General features: G+C 33.0%; 11 protein-coding genes. 5 read left to right on the top strand and 6 right to left on the bottom strand.

Features of this window, described 5'->3' with window-relative positions; all coding sequences use genetic code 11:
- Nucleotides 1-186 precede the first annotated feature (186 nt).
- From AB3G33_RS07890 to AB3G33_RS07875, 4 genes are all read right to left on the bottom strand, one after another.
- Nucleotides 187-1,821 (bottom strand): ABC-F family ATP-binding cassette domain-containing protein, encoded by a 1,635-nt coding sequence (locus AB3G33_RS07890; protein WP_367773941.1) that lies wholly within the window; start codon nucleotides 1,819-1,821, stop codon nucleotides 187-189.
- A 167-nt stretch (nucleotides 1,822-1,988) separates the two neighbouring features.
- Complete coding sequence (locus tag AB3G33_RS07885) at nucleotides 1,989-3,452, bottom strand: alanine/glycine:cation symporter family protein (RefSeq protein WP_367773939.1); 1,464 nt, start codon at nucleotides 3,450-3,452, stop codon at nucleotides 1,989-1,991.
- A gap of 299 nt (nucleotides 3,453-3,751) precedes the next feature.
- Nucleotides 3,752-4,927, bottom strand: a complete 1,176-nt coding sequence (locus AB3G33_RS07880) for a GlmU family protein (protein ID WP_367773937.1) — start codon at nucleotides 4,925-4,927, stop codon at nucleotides 3,752-3,754.
- A 148-nt stretch (nucleotides 4,928-5,075) separates the two neighbouring features.
- Entirely contained in the window at nucleotides 5,076-5,327 is a 252-nt protein-coding gene (locus AB3G33_RS07875; protein WP_367773935.1) for a type B 50S ribosomal protein L31, read from the bottom strand.
- Nucleotides 5,328-5,571: 244 nt separating this feature from the next.
- Between AB3G33_RS07875 and AB3G33_RS07870 the strand changes: the two genes are divergently transcribed.
- The 5 genes from AB3G33_RS07870 to AB3G33_RS07850 all read left to right on the top strand — a co-directional run bounded on the left by AB3G33_RS07870 (nucleotide 5,572) and on the right by AB3G33_RS07850 (nucleotide 11,606).
- Entirely contained in the window at nucleotides 5,572-6,105 is a 534-nt protein-coding gene (locus tag AB3G33_RS07870; protein WP_367773933.1) for a DUF4199 domain-containing protein, read from the top strand.
- A gap of 5 nt (nucleotides 6,106-6,110) precedes the next feature.
- The gene (locus AB3G33_RS07865) at nucleotides 6,111-7,070 is read left to right on the top strand and encodes a glycosyltransferase family 2 protein (protein WP_367773930.1); all 960 of its coding nucleotides are present in this window, start codon (nucleotides 6,111-6,113) and stop codon (nucleotides 7,068-7,070) included.
- A 132-nt stretch (nucleotides 7,071-7,202) separates the two neighbouring features.
- Nucleotides 7,203-8,930 carry a phospho-sugar mutase gene (locus tag AB3G33_RS07860; RefSeq protein WP_367773927.1) on the top strand — a complete coding sequence of 576 codons (1,728 nt, stop codon included), beginning with the start codon at nucleotides 7,203-7,205 and terminating at the stop codon, nucleotides 8,928-8,930.
- A 77-nt stretch (nucleotides 8,931-9,007) separates the two neighbouring features.
- Nucleotides 9,008-10,834: an ABC transporter ATP-binding protein gene (locus AB3G33_RS07855; protein WP_367773924.1), complete on the top strand. Its 1,827-nt coding sequence runs from the start codon at nucleotides 9,008-9,010 to the stop codon at nucleotides 10,832-10,834.
- Between the two features lie 70 nt (nucleotides 10,835-10,904).
- Nucleotides 10,905-11,606 carry a hypothetical protein gene (locus AB3G33_RS07850; protein WP_367773921.1) on the top strand — a complete coding sequence of 234 codons (702 nt, stop codon included), beginning with the start codon at nucleotides 10,905-10,907 and terminating at the stop codon, nucleotides 11,604-11,606.
- Between the two features lie 7 nt (nucleotides 11,607-11,613).
- Here the strand turns inward: AB3G33_RS07850 and AB3G33_RS07845 are convergent, their stop codons facing one another.
- Nucleotides 11,614-12,336, bottom strand: a complete 723-nt coding sequence (locus tag AB3G33_RS07845) for a hypothetical protein (RefSeq protein ID WP_367773919.1) — start codon at nucleotides 12,334-12,336, stop codon at nucleotides 11,614-11,616.
- 117 nt (nucleotides 12,337-12,453) lie between these two features.
- Complete coding sequence (locus AB3G33_RS07840) at nucleotides 12,454-14,922, bottom strand: carboxypeptidase-like regulatory domain-containing protein (RefSeq protein ID WP_367773917.1); 2,469 nt, start codon at nucleotides 14,920-14,922, stop codon at nucleotides 12,454-12,456.
- Between the last annotated feature and the right edge of the window lie 4 nt (nucleotides 14,923-14,926).

Below are 14,926 nucleotides of genomic sequence, written 5' to 3'. Positions count from 1 at the left end.
TTCTTTTTGCTATGTACAAATACATAGAACAAGTTACAAAAAAAATAAATTCCAATTAGTTGATTTATATATATTTAACTAATTTTTAGACTAATACAAAAGCAGCTATAAAACAAAAAAGCATACGTACTATTCGTATGCTTTTTTGTTTTATAGCTGTTTTAAGAAAGTAGAACTTAATATATTCTACTTCTCAATTTCTCTCATACTTTCCATTTTCTTATTAGCTAAGAATCCTGTAATATCTTCAAAATGCTCCACTACTCTCTTGTTTCCAAATTCGAAAACTTTTGTTGCTAATCCATCTAAGAAATCACGGTCATGCGAAACCAAAATTAATGTTCCATCAAAATCACGAAGCGCATCTTTAATAATATCCTTAGTTTTCATGTCCAAGTGATTAGAAGGCTCATCCAAAATCAATAAATTCACTGGCTCCAACAATAATTTTATCATTGCTAAACGTGTTTTCTCTCCACCTGAAAGTACTTTCACTTTCTTAGTTACATCATCACCATGAAACATAAATGCACCTAAAATATCTTTAATCTTAGTTCTAACATCACCAACAGCTATATCATCTATCGTTTCAAAAATAGTAGCATTTTCATTTAATAAGGATGCTTGGTTTTGTGCAAAATAACCAATTTGCGCATTATGTCCAATTTCAAGATTTCCTCCATCAATACCAATTTCTTTCATGATGGCTTTAATCATGGTCGATTTTCCTTCCCCATTTTTACCTACAAAAGCCACTTTTTGACCTCTTTCAATAACAATATTAGCATCTTTGAAAACAACATGATCTCCATATGCTTTTGATAAGTCTTTTACGATTACAGGATATTGACCTGAACGAACTGAAGCAGGAAACTTTAATTTTAATGCCGAAGTATCTACTTCATCCACCTGCACTATAACTAATTTCTCTAACATCTTTACACGTGATTGAACGGCATCCGTTTTAGAAAAAGTTCCTTTAAAACGATCAATAAAAGTTCTATTGTCAGCAATCATACGTTGTTGTTCATCATATGCCTTTTGTTGGTGCATGCGACGGTCTTTTCTCAATTCTAAATAATGAGAATACTTGGCTTTATAATCATAGATACGTCCCATGGTTACTTCAATAGTACGATTCGTGATATTATCTACGAAGGCTCTATCGTGAGAAATCACCACAACCGCTTTGGCCGAATTAATCAAGAAATCCTCTAACCATTGGATACTTTCAATATCCATGTGATTGGTAGGCTCATCTAGCAAAATTAAATCTGGCTTTTGTAAAAGGATTTTAGCTAGTTCAATACGCATTCTCCATCCTCCTGAAAACTCAGAAGTTTGTCGATTGAAATCTTCTCTTTCAAATCCTAAACCCGTTAATATTTTCTCTACCTCCGCTTCATAATTCACCTCTTCAATCGCATAAAATTTCTCGCTCAAGTCAGAAACTCTTTCGATCAATTTCATGTAGGCATCACTTTCATAATCCGTACGAATAGTCAATTGCTCATTGATTTCATCAATTTCCGCTTTCATACCAAAAATTTCTCCAAATGCCTTTGAAGTTTCTTCCATTACAGTAGCACCATCCGTTGTCAATAAATGCTGCGGTAAATAAGCTACAACAGCATCTTTTGGTGCCGAAATATTTCCTGTAGAAGGTTTGCTTTGTCCTGCAATAATTTTAAGAAGCGTTGATTTTCCTGCTCCATTTTTACCCATAAGGGCAATTTTATCATTTTCATTTATAGCAAATGAAACATCGCTAAAAAGTGTAGTACCACCAAACTGTACTGAAATATCATTAACTGTAATCATTGTAATATAGATTTCTTGATTCGGTTGCTCATCAATTTGAAAACCGAGTTATTTTTTAAAAGTGCAAAGATAGAGTAAATAACTAATCGGTTTATTATAAAATGAAAGCTTCTAGAAACAGAATCAAATTCTTATCTCTAGAAGCTCTCAAAATAAATTATGAATTATTACTCTTCTTTCTTTTTATTAATGGTATGCCAAATATGTGCATTATAAACTCCGATATCTTCAGGATCAAAAACAGGATCTTTACCCTCCTTTTTTTGTTTTTCATAATCTTTCAATGCGGCCAATGCTGGTTTTTGCAAAAGAATAATCGCTATAATATTAAACCAAGCCATTAATCCTACTCCTAAATCTCCAATATCCCAAGCTAGTTTTGCTTGATTTATGGAACCATACATAATAACCAACATCATAACTAATTTTAATAAATGAGTATAAATAGGTGATTTTAAGTTTCTTGTTAAATAAGAAATATTTGTTTCAGCAATATAATAATAAGCCAAAATAGTAGTGAAAGCGAAGAAAAATAACGCTATTGCAACAAAATAAGACCCAAAACCTGGAAAAACACTATCCATAGCACTTTGCGTAAATCCTGGACCTACTGTTACATTTTGCGCCCCATTGTATAAAAACTCTGAAGCACCACTCGTTCCAAAAGCAGGATTTTGAACATTGTATTTTCCTGTTATTAACAACATAAAACCAGTAGCTGAACACACTAATAAAGTATCAATATATACCGAAAAAGATTGAACTAATCCTTGTTTTGTAGGGTGCGAAACATTGGCAGCTGCAGCAATATGTGGCGCCGTACCTTGTCCCGCTTCATTAGAATAAATTCCTCTTTTAACTCCCCATTGTACTGCAAGACCAAAAACAGCTCCAAAACCAGCTTCCATATTAAAAGCACTTTTGAAAACTAATGAAATTACTCCAGGAAGTTGATCATAATCAATTGCAATGATAACTAATACGATTAAAATATAACCAATTGCCATAATAGGCACAACATACTCTGTAAATTTAGCTATTCTTTTTACTCCACCAAATACAATCAGCCCAAATATAATAGCCACTGCAACTCCAGAAATCCAAGTATCTAATTGAAATGCATTTTGAATTCCATCAGCAACAGAGTTTGCTTGAACCCCCGGCAGTAATAAACCTGCAGAGATTACCGAAACCACTGCGAATAAAATACCAAACCATTTTACTCCTAATCCTCTTTCAATATAAAAAGCGGGACCTCCACGAAACTGACCTAAATGCTTTTCTTTATAAATTTGCGCCAAAGTCGCTTCAACAAATGCCGTACTAGCACCTAAGAACGCTACCATCCACATCCAAAACATAGCACCTGGACCACCAAAGGCAATTGCGGTCGCTACACCTGCGATATTTCCAGTACCTACTCTACCAGCCAAAGACATTGATAAAGCTTGAAAAGAAGACACGCCTGACTCTGAGCTTTCGCCATCAAACAACAAGCGAAACATTTCACGTATATGACGAACTTGTAAAAAACGAGTTCTTAAAGAAAAATAGAGTCCCGTTCCTAAACAGAGAACAATTAAAGCATTACTCCATACAATATCATTTAACACGCCAATAATCTCTTCCATATATTTATTTTAGATTAATAATTATTAAAAAATCAATAAAACAATCGTTTTACTCCTATTTTTTGATAAAACTAAAACATATAGATAAAAAAAACTAGCTTAAAGCCATAAAAAACGGCAAAAACTAATTATTTATCTAAAAATCAAGTTGAAATTTAAAACGATAATTTTATATATAATTTAACATTTTAACGCTAACCCATCACATACAAAAATGATTATCATAAAATACCATAATGAAGCCCAAAAAAAAGGCCTTATCTAAATTGATAAGGCCTTTAAAGTAATTAGTAAAAAAGTTATTCTTTTCTCCATTTTTTAGTTTCTTCAAAAACATGTTCTAATATAGCCGCTTCTTTTTCATCAAAATCAATATTTCTGCGACTCATGACTAAACGAGCCGTTTCAAAAGCTTTTTTAGTGATGTAAGTTGTAAAACCAGAAGCTCCTCCCCAAGAAAAACTAGGCACAAAATTACGAGGAAATCCACTTCCAAAAATATTAGCACTTACACCAATAACAGTTCCCGTATTAAACATGGTATTAATACCACATTTACTATGATCACCCATTATCAAACCACAAAATTGAAGTCCCGTTTTAGCAAAGCCTTCCGTTTCATAACTCCACAAACGCACCTCTTCGTAATTATTTTTTAGATTCGAATTATTACTATCAGCACCAATATTACACCATTCCCCTAAAACAGAATTTCCTAAGAAACCATCATGTCCTTTATTAGAATTAGGAAATAATACTGAATTATTGATTTCCCCTCCTACTTTAGAGTTTGATCCTACAGTAGTGGCACCATAAATTTTAGCTGCCATCTTTACAACTGCGCCTTCACATAAAGCAAAAGGACCACGAATTACAGATCCTTCCATAATTAAAGAATCCTTACCTATATATATAGGACCCGTTGAAGCATTAAGCGTTACAAACTCCAACTTAGCCCCTTCTTCGATAAAAATATTTTCTGGAGCGATTACATTGACACTTTTTGGAATGGGTTGTGATTTTCTATCTTCTGTCAAGAATTCAAAATCTTCCCGAATAGAAGCATCATTTTTTGAAAAAATATCCCAAGTATTCATGACAGTCAAGCATTCTTCTTCATATTCAAAAACTTCATAGGAATCAAAATCTACTTCTTCTTGATTTTCATGTGTATAAAAAGCGATTACTTCATCCCCTTTAAAAATCGCTTGATTTGCTTCTAGATTATAAATCATTTCCACTAAAACTGGATTCGGAATAAAAGAAGCATTAATCATCACATTTTCTTCTAATTCTACCATTGGATATTTTTCAGATAAATATTCCTCAGTCAAAGTAGTGGTGGTTGATCCCAAATGCATTTCCCATTTTTGACGTATCGTCATGATTCCAATAAGAATATCAGCAACGGGGCGAGTAAATGTAAAAGGCAATAAAGCATTACGAGCAGGCCCGTCAAAAAGTATGTAATTCATTTTATAAAGTTTCAAAGTTACAAAGGACCAAAGTTACAAAGTTTTTATTGGTTTCATTAACAAGTTTACCTCTTATCCATCCCAATTTATATCAATAAAAAAGCCTCCCGAAATGGAAGGCTTTAGTATAATTGAAAACAAGTTAAAATTATTTAACGTGTTTAGCGTATTTAGTTTTGAACTTGTCAATACGTCCTGCAGTATCGATAAGTTTGTTTTTACCTGTGTAAAAAGGGTGAGACGTTCTAGAGATCTCCATTTTTACAACTGGGTATTCAACACCATCAACTGTAATTGTTTCTCTTGTATCTGCTGTAGATTTAGTAATAAAAACGTCTTCGTTAGACATGTCTTTAAAAGCAACTAATCTGTAATTTTCTGGGTGTACACCTTTTTTCATCTTGTAATTCTTTTTATTTGTTTGGCTATAACTCCTTTTGAAGCTTTCCTTTTAACAGGAAAGGTATAAATTCATTATAACTTTTTATTTTATTCTGTTATTTTGAGTTTGCAAATTTACAATTATTTTTCAATAAACAATTCTTTGCTTCCTTTTTTTTATAAAATAGTAAAAAACTTTTTTTGCTCTTGAATAAATTGGGAATTACTATATTTGTGAATTAATTTATAAAAAATGAAAACTAATGATTAATGAAACCATTAAAAAAAACGGGGTCACTTTTGGAGTAATAACAGGTATTGGTTCAGCATTAATCACAACCTTAATATACACTATTGATTTAGAATTATTTACTTCTTGGTGGGTAGGTTTATTAAGCATGGCTTTTTATCTTGTTATTGCGATAGTTTTACTTTCGAAAACAAAAAAAGACCTAAACGGTATACTTACCTTTAAAGACGCCTTTACAACTTATTTTATTTCAGCTTTAATAGGTATCTTAATTTCATTAACTTTCAATATCATCTTGTTTAACTTTATAGATCCGTCGGCTAAAGATGCTATAAAAGAATTGACCATTAAATATATGGTAAAAACTATGGCTAAATTTAATGCTCCAGCATCTACAGTGAATGAGGCAATAAAGAACTTGCAAGAAAACGATCAGTTCTCTATAGTAGGATTATTAAAAGGATCACTTACAAATATAGTTTTCATTACCATCTTTGGTTTAATTATGGCCGCCTTTTTTAAATCAAAATCGACATCACAAGAATAACATAAATGAATTTATCCATACTCATACCCCTTCTCAACGAAGAGGAATCGCTTACTGAATTGTACACTTGGATCATAAAAGTGATGCAGGCAAACAATTATACTTATGAAATTATTTTTCTAGATGATGGAAGTACAGATAACTCTTGGTCAATTATAGAGCAATTTGCTACCGAAAACTCTAATGTAAAAGGAATTCGTTTCATGAGAAATTTTGGTAAATCACAGGCTTTACATGCTGGGTTTGCTAAAGCTCAAGGAGATGTTATCATTACGATGGATGCCGATTTACAAGATAGTCCAGAAGAAATTCCAGGTCTATATAATATGATAACTAGTCAAAATTTTGATTTGGTTTCCGGTTGGAAAAAGAAACGCTACGATTCAGTCGTTGCAAAAAATCTTCCATCTAAATTATTCAATTGGGCCGCTAGAAAAACTTCGGGTGTGGAATTGAATGATTTCAATTGTGGATTGAAAGCATACAAAAACATTGTAGTAAAAAACATTGAAGTTTCGGGTGAAATGCACCGCTATATTCCCGTTCTGGCAAAGAATGCTGGTTTTGGAAAAATTGGCGAAAAAGTGGTGCAACACCAAGCTAGAAAATATGGTGAGACTAAATTTGGAATGGAGCGTTTTATTAATGGTTTCCTAGATTTAATTACTATTTGGTTTCTATCTCGATTTGGGAAAAGACCAATGCATTTATTTGGAGCGATGGGTTCATTGATGTTCATCATTGGTTTCATGCTTGCTGGTTATATTGGAATATCAAAACTATACCATATGTACAATAACATGCGTTATAGTTTAGTGACTGATAATCCATGGTTTTTTATTGCTTTAACAACAATGGTTTTGGGAACTCAGCTGTTTTTGGCTGGTTTTCTGGGCGAAATTATTTTGCGTACAAAAAGCAACGAGGGACGTTATAAAATATCTAGTCAAGTTAATTTTCAATAGGACCTAGCCCTGATAGCAGTGAAAATCCTTTATGTTTTTCCTTTAAAAACATAAAGATTGAAACGAATAGCAGGATGTAGCTTCTAACAAAAAACTGGATTACTTTTAAAATCTTAAACTAAAAACTAAAATATGGATATTAAACAAAACATTCTAGATGCTGTGAATGAATGGTTAACGCCAACATTTGACAACACGACTCAAGAAGCTATTAAAGAAATGATGGCGACATCACCTAAGGAACTAGAAGAGAGTTTTTATAAAAGTCTTGAATTTGGAACCGGCGGAATGCGCGGTGTTATGGGCGTAGGAAATAACCGTATCAATAAATATACACTTGGAAAAAGCACTCAAGGACTGTCGGATTATTTACATACTTCATTTCCTAACCAACCTATAAAAGCGGTTATTGCCTATGACTGTCGTCACAATAGTGATACACTTGCGAAGGTGGTTGCTGATGTTTTCTCGGCAAATGGTATTCATGTTTATTTGTTTTCAAGTTTAAGACCAACACCAGAGTTGTCATTTGCACTTAAACATTTAGGCTGTCAATGCGGAATTGTCCTTACTGCTTCTCACAATCCACCTGAATACAATGGATACAAAGTGTATTGGGAAGATGGTGGCCAAATTGTCCCACCGGAAGATGAGGGAATCATCAATGTTATTGAGAATTTAAATTACAACCAAATCAAATTTACTGCAAATGAAGATTTGATAGAATATATAGATACTGAAGTTGACGCCGCTTTTATTAAATCGACTATCGAAAATGCGAGTTTTGGTACTTCGGCTGTTGCCAAAGAAAATTTAAATATCGTATTTACTTCTTTACACGGTACATCAATCACTCTTGTTCCCGATACTTTCGAGCAAGCTGGTTATCCAAATGTACATATTGTTGAGGAACAAAGAGTTCCAAATGGTGATTTCCCAACGGTAAAATCTCCTAATCCAGAAGAACCAGAAGCATTAGCAATGGCATTAGCATTAGCAGACAAAACAAATTCTGATATTGTAATAGGAACTGATCCAGATTGCGATAGATTGGGTGTTGCTGTTCGTGATAATGAAGGCAAAATGACTTTGCTGAATGGAAATCAAACAATGATTTTGATGACTGCATTTTTACTAGAACAATGGAAAAAAGCAGGAAAAATCAATGGAAAACAATTTGTAGGTTCTACAATTGTTTCTACTCCTATGATTATGGAATTGGCATCGGCTTACGGTGTACAATTTAAAGTAGGTTTAACTGGTTTTAAATGGATTGCCAAAATGATAAAAGATTTCCCTGAACTACAATTCATTGGTGGTGGAGAGGAAAGTTTTGGATACATGGTTGGTGATGCTGTTCGTGATAAAGATGCTGTAGCGGCGACTTTATTAATATGTGAAGTGGCAGCGCAAGCAAAAGAAAAAGGAAGCACTGTTTATAAAGAATTACTACAACTTTATGTAGAACACGGTTTTTACAAAGAGCATTTGATTTCTATCACTAAAAAAGGGATGGAAGGTTTAGCCGAAATCAATCAAATGATGGTTTCTATGCGCGAGAATCCAGTTAAAGAAATTAATGGACAAAGAGTAATCATGTTAGAAGATTACAAATCATCTGTTGCCAAAAACTTACTTACAGGCGAGGAAGATATCATGGATATGCCAAAAGCAGATGTATTAATTTATTACACTGAAGATGGATCTAAAATTTGTGCTAGACCAAGTGGAACCGAACCTAAAATAAAATTCTACATCAGTGTAAATACTGAACTAGATGCTGTTGAAAACTTCGATAAAGTAGAAGCTTCATTAAACGAAAAAATAAAAAATATTATTACTGCTATGCAATTGAACTAATTGTATACAACTCCATTTTTCTCACAGACCCGACAGGCTTTAAAATTTGTCGGGTCTTAATGGTAAAAAAAACTTAAATGAATAATTTTAAAAAAATATTTTCTTTTGTAATTCCTTATAAAAAGTACGCCTATCTCAACATTTTTTTTAATGTTTTATATGCACTTTTCAGCACGCTTTCTTTTATGTCATTGATCCCCATGATGCAGGTCTTATTTGACCAAACAAAAAGAAATACTGTCGAACCCACTTATACTGGAATTGGTGAATTCAAACAATTTGCTGAGGATTATTTAAGTTATTATATTACCAATACAACAGATACTCTTGGTGTAGGTCACACCCTATCCATTATGGTTGCCGTGATTATCTCGATCTTTTTACTAAAAAACTTGAGTGATTATCTAGCCTTGTTTTTTATTACCTTTTTAAGAAATGGAATCTTGAAAGACATGCGTAATGCGATGTACAAAAAAACGATCGATTTGCCTTTGGCTTTTTTCTCTGAGAAAAGAAAAGGAGATGTTATTTCAAGAATATCAGCTGATGTCAATGAGGTACAAACTTCTTTCTTATCTATTTTAGAACTTGCAGTAAAAGAGCCATTAACGATTGTATTTACGATAATTGCAATGCTTACCATAAGTACTAAATTGACCTTGTTTGTATTTATTTTTATTCCCGTATCTGGTTATGTCATTTCCCTTATTGGAAAACAGTTAAAAAAACAATCTACTAAAGCACAAGAAGAACAAGGAGTATTTTTATCGACTATCGAAGAAACACTGGGCGGATTGAAAGTAGTAAAAGGATACAATTCTGAAAAGTACTTTAATCAAATATTCACAGCATCTACACAACGCTTTTTTAAATTATCAAACAGCATTGGCAACCGACAAAACCTAGCTTCACCAATGAGTGAATTTATGGGAATTATGGTTATTGCTATTTTATTATGGTATGGAGGAAATATGGTTTTGATCGAAAAAACCTTAAACGGCGCTTCTTTTATTGCTTATATGGGATTAGCATATAACATTTTAACTCCAGCAAAATCAATCTCAAAAGCATCTTATAGCATCAAAAAAGGGAATGCCGCAGCCGATAGAATTTTGGAAATCTTAGAACAAGAAAATGCTATTAAAAGTAAAAAAGACGCAGTAGAAAAAAATACTTTTGAATCAAATATTTCTATCAAAAACATCAATTTCAAATACGAAGATGAAATTGTATTGAAAGACTTTTCACTTCAGGTCAAAAAAGGTCAAACTGTTGCACTTGTTGGGCAATCTGGAAGTGGGAAAAGTACCATTGCCAATTTGCTGACTCGTTTTTACGATGTAAATGAAGGAACAATTGATATTGACGGAACAGATATAAAAGACATGAATCTTCAGTCTTTGCGAGGTTTAATGGGATTAGTTACTCAAGATAGCATTTTGTTTAATGACACTATAAAAGCAAACATTTCACTAGGAAAATTAGACGCTACAGATGATGAAATCATTGAAGCGCTGAAAATTGCCAATGCGTATGAATTTGTACAAGATTTACCAAAAGGAATACATACGAATATAGGAGACAGCGGAAACAAACTTTCTGGTGGTCAAAAACAACGTTTATCGATTGCGAGAGCGGTATTGAAAAACCCTCCAATCATGATTTTGGATGAAGCGACATCAGCATTGGATACTGAAAGCGAAAAATTCGTACAAGTCGCGCTAGAAAACATGATGCAAAACCGAACTTCGATAGTTATTGCACACCGTCTTTCAACCATTCAAAAAGCAGATCTAATTGTGGTAATGCAAAAGGGAAAAATTGTTGAACAAGGTAAACATGAAGAACTTATTGCTTTAAATGGTATGTATAACAAATTGGTAACTATGCAATCTTTTGAATGATGCACTTAAATCACTAAATTTGATTTAAGGATTTACAGTATATTAAAATTAAAAATCTTTAAATTAAAAAATGTACCACAGTAACCCAAATATCAATCTTACCGAAGACCTTGACACTATTGTCTGGAAATATTTAGATTTATCCAAGTTTTTAGACTTATTGATGTCTAAAAAGCTATTCATGTCACGGTCAGATAAATTTGAAGATCAGTATGAAGGTACCTTCAGTGAACCTACATACGAAGAAATAAAAAGATTATCGATAGACAACCCTGATTTTCTAAAATATTACAAAACGCATCGTGAAAAAGTAGCTATTAGTAGTTGGCATATTAACGAATATGAATCATTTGCTATGTGGCAAATTTTCACACAAAACAGTGAAGGACTAGCCATTCAATCTACTATAGGGAGACTACAAAATGCACTTGGGTCCGAAAATAATTACAAACAGTATATTGGTGAAGTAAATTATATTGACTACAAAAAAGAATACATTCCTTTTGATGACATGTTTTTCCCATTTTTATTTAAAAGAAAAAGCTTTCAGTACGAACGTGAGGTGCGCATCATAACTGATGTTGCCGACAGTAAAATCATCTTAAATGATGGGCTAAAAATAAGCGTTGACATCAATCAATTGATTGAAAAAATCTATATACATCCAAAATCGGAAAATTGGTATAAAAATCTAGTGATTCAACTGGTAAAGCAACTTGATTTTAACTTTACAATCGAAAAATCAGATCTTGAAAGTGATATTTTAATTTAGCTTTTAATTATATTGGCTGATAACTTGACACTTTCCATTCGTTGTTTGACAAATCTACATAATTGTAATGTACTACATCATTTTTATCGAATTGTCCATTCTTATTAGTATCCTCTACTGTTCTAAAGTACAAACGGTTTTTTGATTCGATTAAACTCCAGTCTATTAATTCCTGAAAATCAGGAGATATTTTAGTAAAACGAGCGCCGCTAATCTCACTAAGGTATAAGGATTTGATATCGCTAGTATCTAATTTTCCATCTCTATTGGTATCTATGTCATACATGGTATACACCATAATTTGCTTTTTAGCTCTATCAGAAACTGCTTTTAGGTAAGTAGCAGTTAAAATCAAAGCAGGCTTATCAGTTAAAGCATGAATCGAATCAGAATCTGTTTTTTGAAATTTTAAGTTTTGCAAATAACCGGTAATTTCATTCTCTCCATAATTAGAAATGGTAAAACTTAAATCGATCACACTCGAAGAGCCATAACGTGCTTTCGTTCCTCTTTCATACACTCGCAAATCTCCCACAGGATGAATTAAATAATCCGTTCCATCCATTTGAATAGGTAAATCAGAAAGCGCGACTTGAGTAGAATCTACTTTAGTCATTTCTTTCCCTTTATTGGCAGAATCATAAATTACCTTCGGCTTCTCTACCTCATCTTTACAACTTGTTAAAAGTAAAACCGAAATGCCTATTAATGCTATATGTAATCTTTTCATAATCATGTACTATTAAAATAAAACCAAATGTAATCAATTTTAAAAATGCTTTTTATAATTAAATCCAATTTATGTCATAAATTGATAGAATAACTATAAGGCATCAACCGTTCGTTATTATAATTTAGCACTTAACTTTACATTAAACACCCTAGTGGTCATATAATTTGGAATCGCATATTCATTTTTCGAATACACATCTCGAACCCAAGTATTCGTTATCGCATTTTGATTATTAAACAAATTAAATATTTCTAATCCTATTGCGAGTTCCTTGAAATTCCCAAACCAATTTTTATACTGATTTCCAGCATTGTTATCAATAAAAACTTTAGAAAAACCTATGTCTACTCTGCGATAATCATTCAATCTATTTTGATACAAATAAGGATCAGCATACGAAGGAGAACCTCCTGGTAATCCCGTATTGTAAACTAAATTCAAATACAATTTCACACTAGGAATATTGGGCATATAATCCTGAAATAGCATTCCAAATTTTAGCCTTTGATCAGTTGGTCTCGCAATATACCCTTTATTTTCACTATTCTCTTCGGTTTTTAAATAACCAAAACTCAACCACGACTCAGTACCAGGAACAAATTCTCCATTCAATCGAAGATCTAAACCTTGCGCATATCCTTTAGCCACATTAGAAGCAGCATAACGTATTCTTACATTGTCTATTGTATAGGTATTTACATCTGTCAGTGATTTATAATACATTTCAGAAACTAATTTAAAAGGACGTTCCCACATTTTAAAACTAAAATCATTTCCTACTACAAAATGAATCGATTGTTGCGCCTTAACTTTAGGATGTACTATTCCGTCAGCATCCCTAAGTTCTCTATAAAAAGGAGGTTGCTGATATACACCTCCAGAAACCCTAAAAACCATATCTTTTTTCCAGTACGGTTTAATGGCAATTTGCGCTCTTGGGCTAACAGTAAACTGGTTATTTCCTTTTTCCAATGCACCTTGAACGTCCCAACTATGCATACGAACACCTGCATTTAACCAAACTTCACTCTTCCCAAAATTCTCTTTTCGACTCCATTGCCCATAGCCCGAAAAACGATTTATTGTATTAAAATTAGTTGCTCTTACATTTTGATAAGGAACTAGTGGTCCAGTATATGAAGAATAGGGCTGGTCATTCTTAGGCAGGTCAATAATTGGCGGATTAATCGAAAAACCAGCAGAATCAATGACTTCCCATTCTACCACTCGGTCCCTAATTGATTCACGAGTGTATTTTGCTCCCCATTCCAATTGATTTTTTTTCCAATCATAAAATCCTTTCACTTCTGCATTAACAATCAAAGCGTCCAAATCATTTCTAGCATGATTGAGTTGGGAACCGATTCCTTCCGTATAAGAGACATCTCCATACGAATCTGAACCAATAGTCGAGTCTACAGCTCCTAATCGATATTGCGCAAAAATGTCAAAATATTCTTGTTCCAAAGTGTGAAAAATAGACCCAATAAATTTCAGGGTTAATTTATCTGTAGCTTTAAATGTTGATTTAAAAGCACCAAAATAAGTATCATATCGATCTTTTTCTTGCCCTTCATAATAGACAGTCAGTGCCATAGGCTTGTCTATTGTTCCAAATTTAGTTTGGCGCGCTAATGGCTGGTAGCTGTATTTATTTTGAGACAAGTTCCCTAGAAAACTCCACTGCCATTTGGCCGAAGCCTGATAATTAATATTCGTTTGAATATCAGCAAATGTTGGAGTATAATTGGTTTGTGTATCTTGGCTTTTAACCAAAAGACTATTGTTTCGATAACGAACCCCTGTAATTGCCGACCACTTTTTATTCTTAGAAACTGCGTCAACAGATAAGCTTCCGCCAAGAAAACTAGCTTCAAGTGTAGCGCCAAACTTTGTAGGCTTGCGATAGGTAATATCTAAAACGGATGATAATTTATCACCAAATTTAGCTTGAAAACCTCCAGCTGAAAATTCTACATTTTGAACTAAATCCGTATTAGTAAAACTCAATCCTTCTTGTTGACCTGAACGAATAAGAAATGGACGATAAATTTCAATTTCATTGACATAAACTAAATTCTCATCATAATTTCCACCACGAACGGCATACTGAGTACTCAATTCATTATTCGAATTTACGCCTGGCAGTGTCTTTAATATTGATTCAATTCCAGCATTAGCTCCTGGTATGTTCTTAATTATTTCCGGTTCAATTACAGTTATTCCTTGAACCTGCTTCTTATTGTTATTAGTCACAATAATCTCCCCCATTTGTTCTTGCTGGTCACTCATAACCAAGTTGAACACTTGTTCTTCATTTTCTTTTAAAATTAGCAAAAGTGTTGCTTTTTTTAATGAAACATGGCTAAATACTAATGTTACTTTTTGATTGGCAGGAATAATAATTAGATAAAAACCTTGAGCATTAGACTGAGTACTGCGGCCTGAACAGAACACATTAACATCATCTACGGGCTTATTATTCTTATCGAGAATAACCCCTTTTACTCGCGAAGTTTGAGCAAAAGAAGACCATCCTGTCCAAAATAAAATCCAAACAAAAAATATTTTTTTGATATTCAAGCTG

This window comes from Flavobacterium sp. WC2421 (genome assembly GCF_040822115.1).
In the GTDB taxonomy this organism is placed as follows: Bacteria; Bacteroidota; Bacteroidia; order Flavobacteriales; family Flavobacteriaceae; genus Flavobacterium.
The sequence above is the reverse complement of the archived record's forward strand: the minus strand, read 5'-3'. Positions and strand labels throughout refer to the sequence as shown.

Coding starts and splice junctions, on each gene's coding strand:
- AB3G33_RS07850 (WP_367773921.1), top strand. CDS start 10,905: ATGTACCACAGTAACCCAAATATCAATCTTACCGAAGACCTTGACACT.
- AB3G33_RS07890 (WP_367773941.1), bottom strand. CDS start 1,821: ATGATTACAGTTAATGATATTTCAGTACAGTTTGGTGGTACTACACTT.
- AB3G33_RS07875 (WP_367773935.1), bottom strand. CDS start 5,327: ATGAAAAAAGGTGTACACCCAGAAAATTACAGATTAGTTGCTTTTAAA.
- AB3G33_RS07880 (WP_367773937.1), bottom strand. CDS start 4,927: ATGAATTACATACTTTTTGACGGGCCTGCTCGTAATGCTTTATTGCCT.
- AB3G33_RS07865 (WP_367773930.1), top strand. CDS start 6,111: ATGAATTTATCCATACTCATACCCCTTCTCAACGAAGAGGAATCGCTT.
- AB3G33_RS07885 (WP_367773939.1), bottom strand. CDS start 3,452: ATGGAAGAGATTATTGGCGTGTTAAATGATATTGTATGGAGTAATGCT.
- AB3G33_RS07845 (WP_367773919.1), bottom strand. CDS start 12,336: ATGAAAAGATTACATATAGCATTAATAGGCATTTCGGTTTTACTTTTA.
- AB3G33_RS07870 (WP_367773933.1), top strand. CDS start 5,572: ATGATTAATGAAACCATTAAAAAAAACGGGGTCACTTTTGGAGTAATA.
- AB3G33_RS07860 (WP_367773927.1), top strand. CDS start 7,203: ATGGATATTAAACAAAACATTCTAGATGCTGTGAATGAATGGTTAACG.
- AB3G33_RS07855 (WP_367773924.1), top strand. CDS start 9,008: ATGAATAATTTTAAAAAAATATTTTCTTTTGTAATTCCTTATAAAAAG.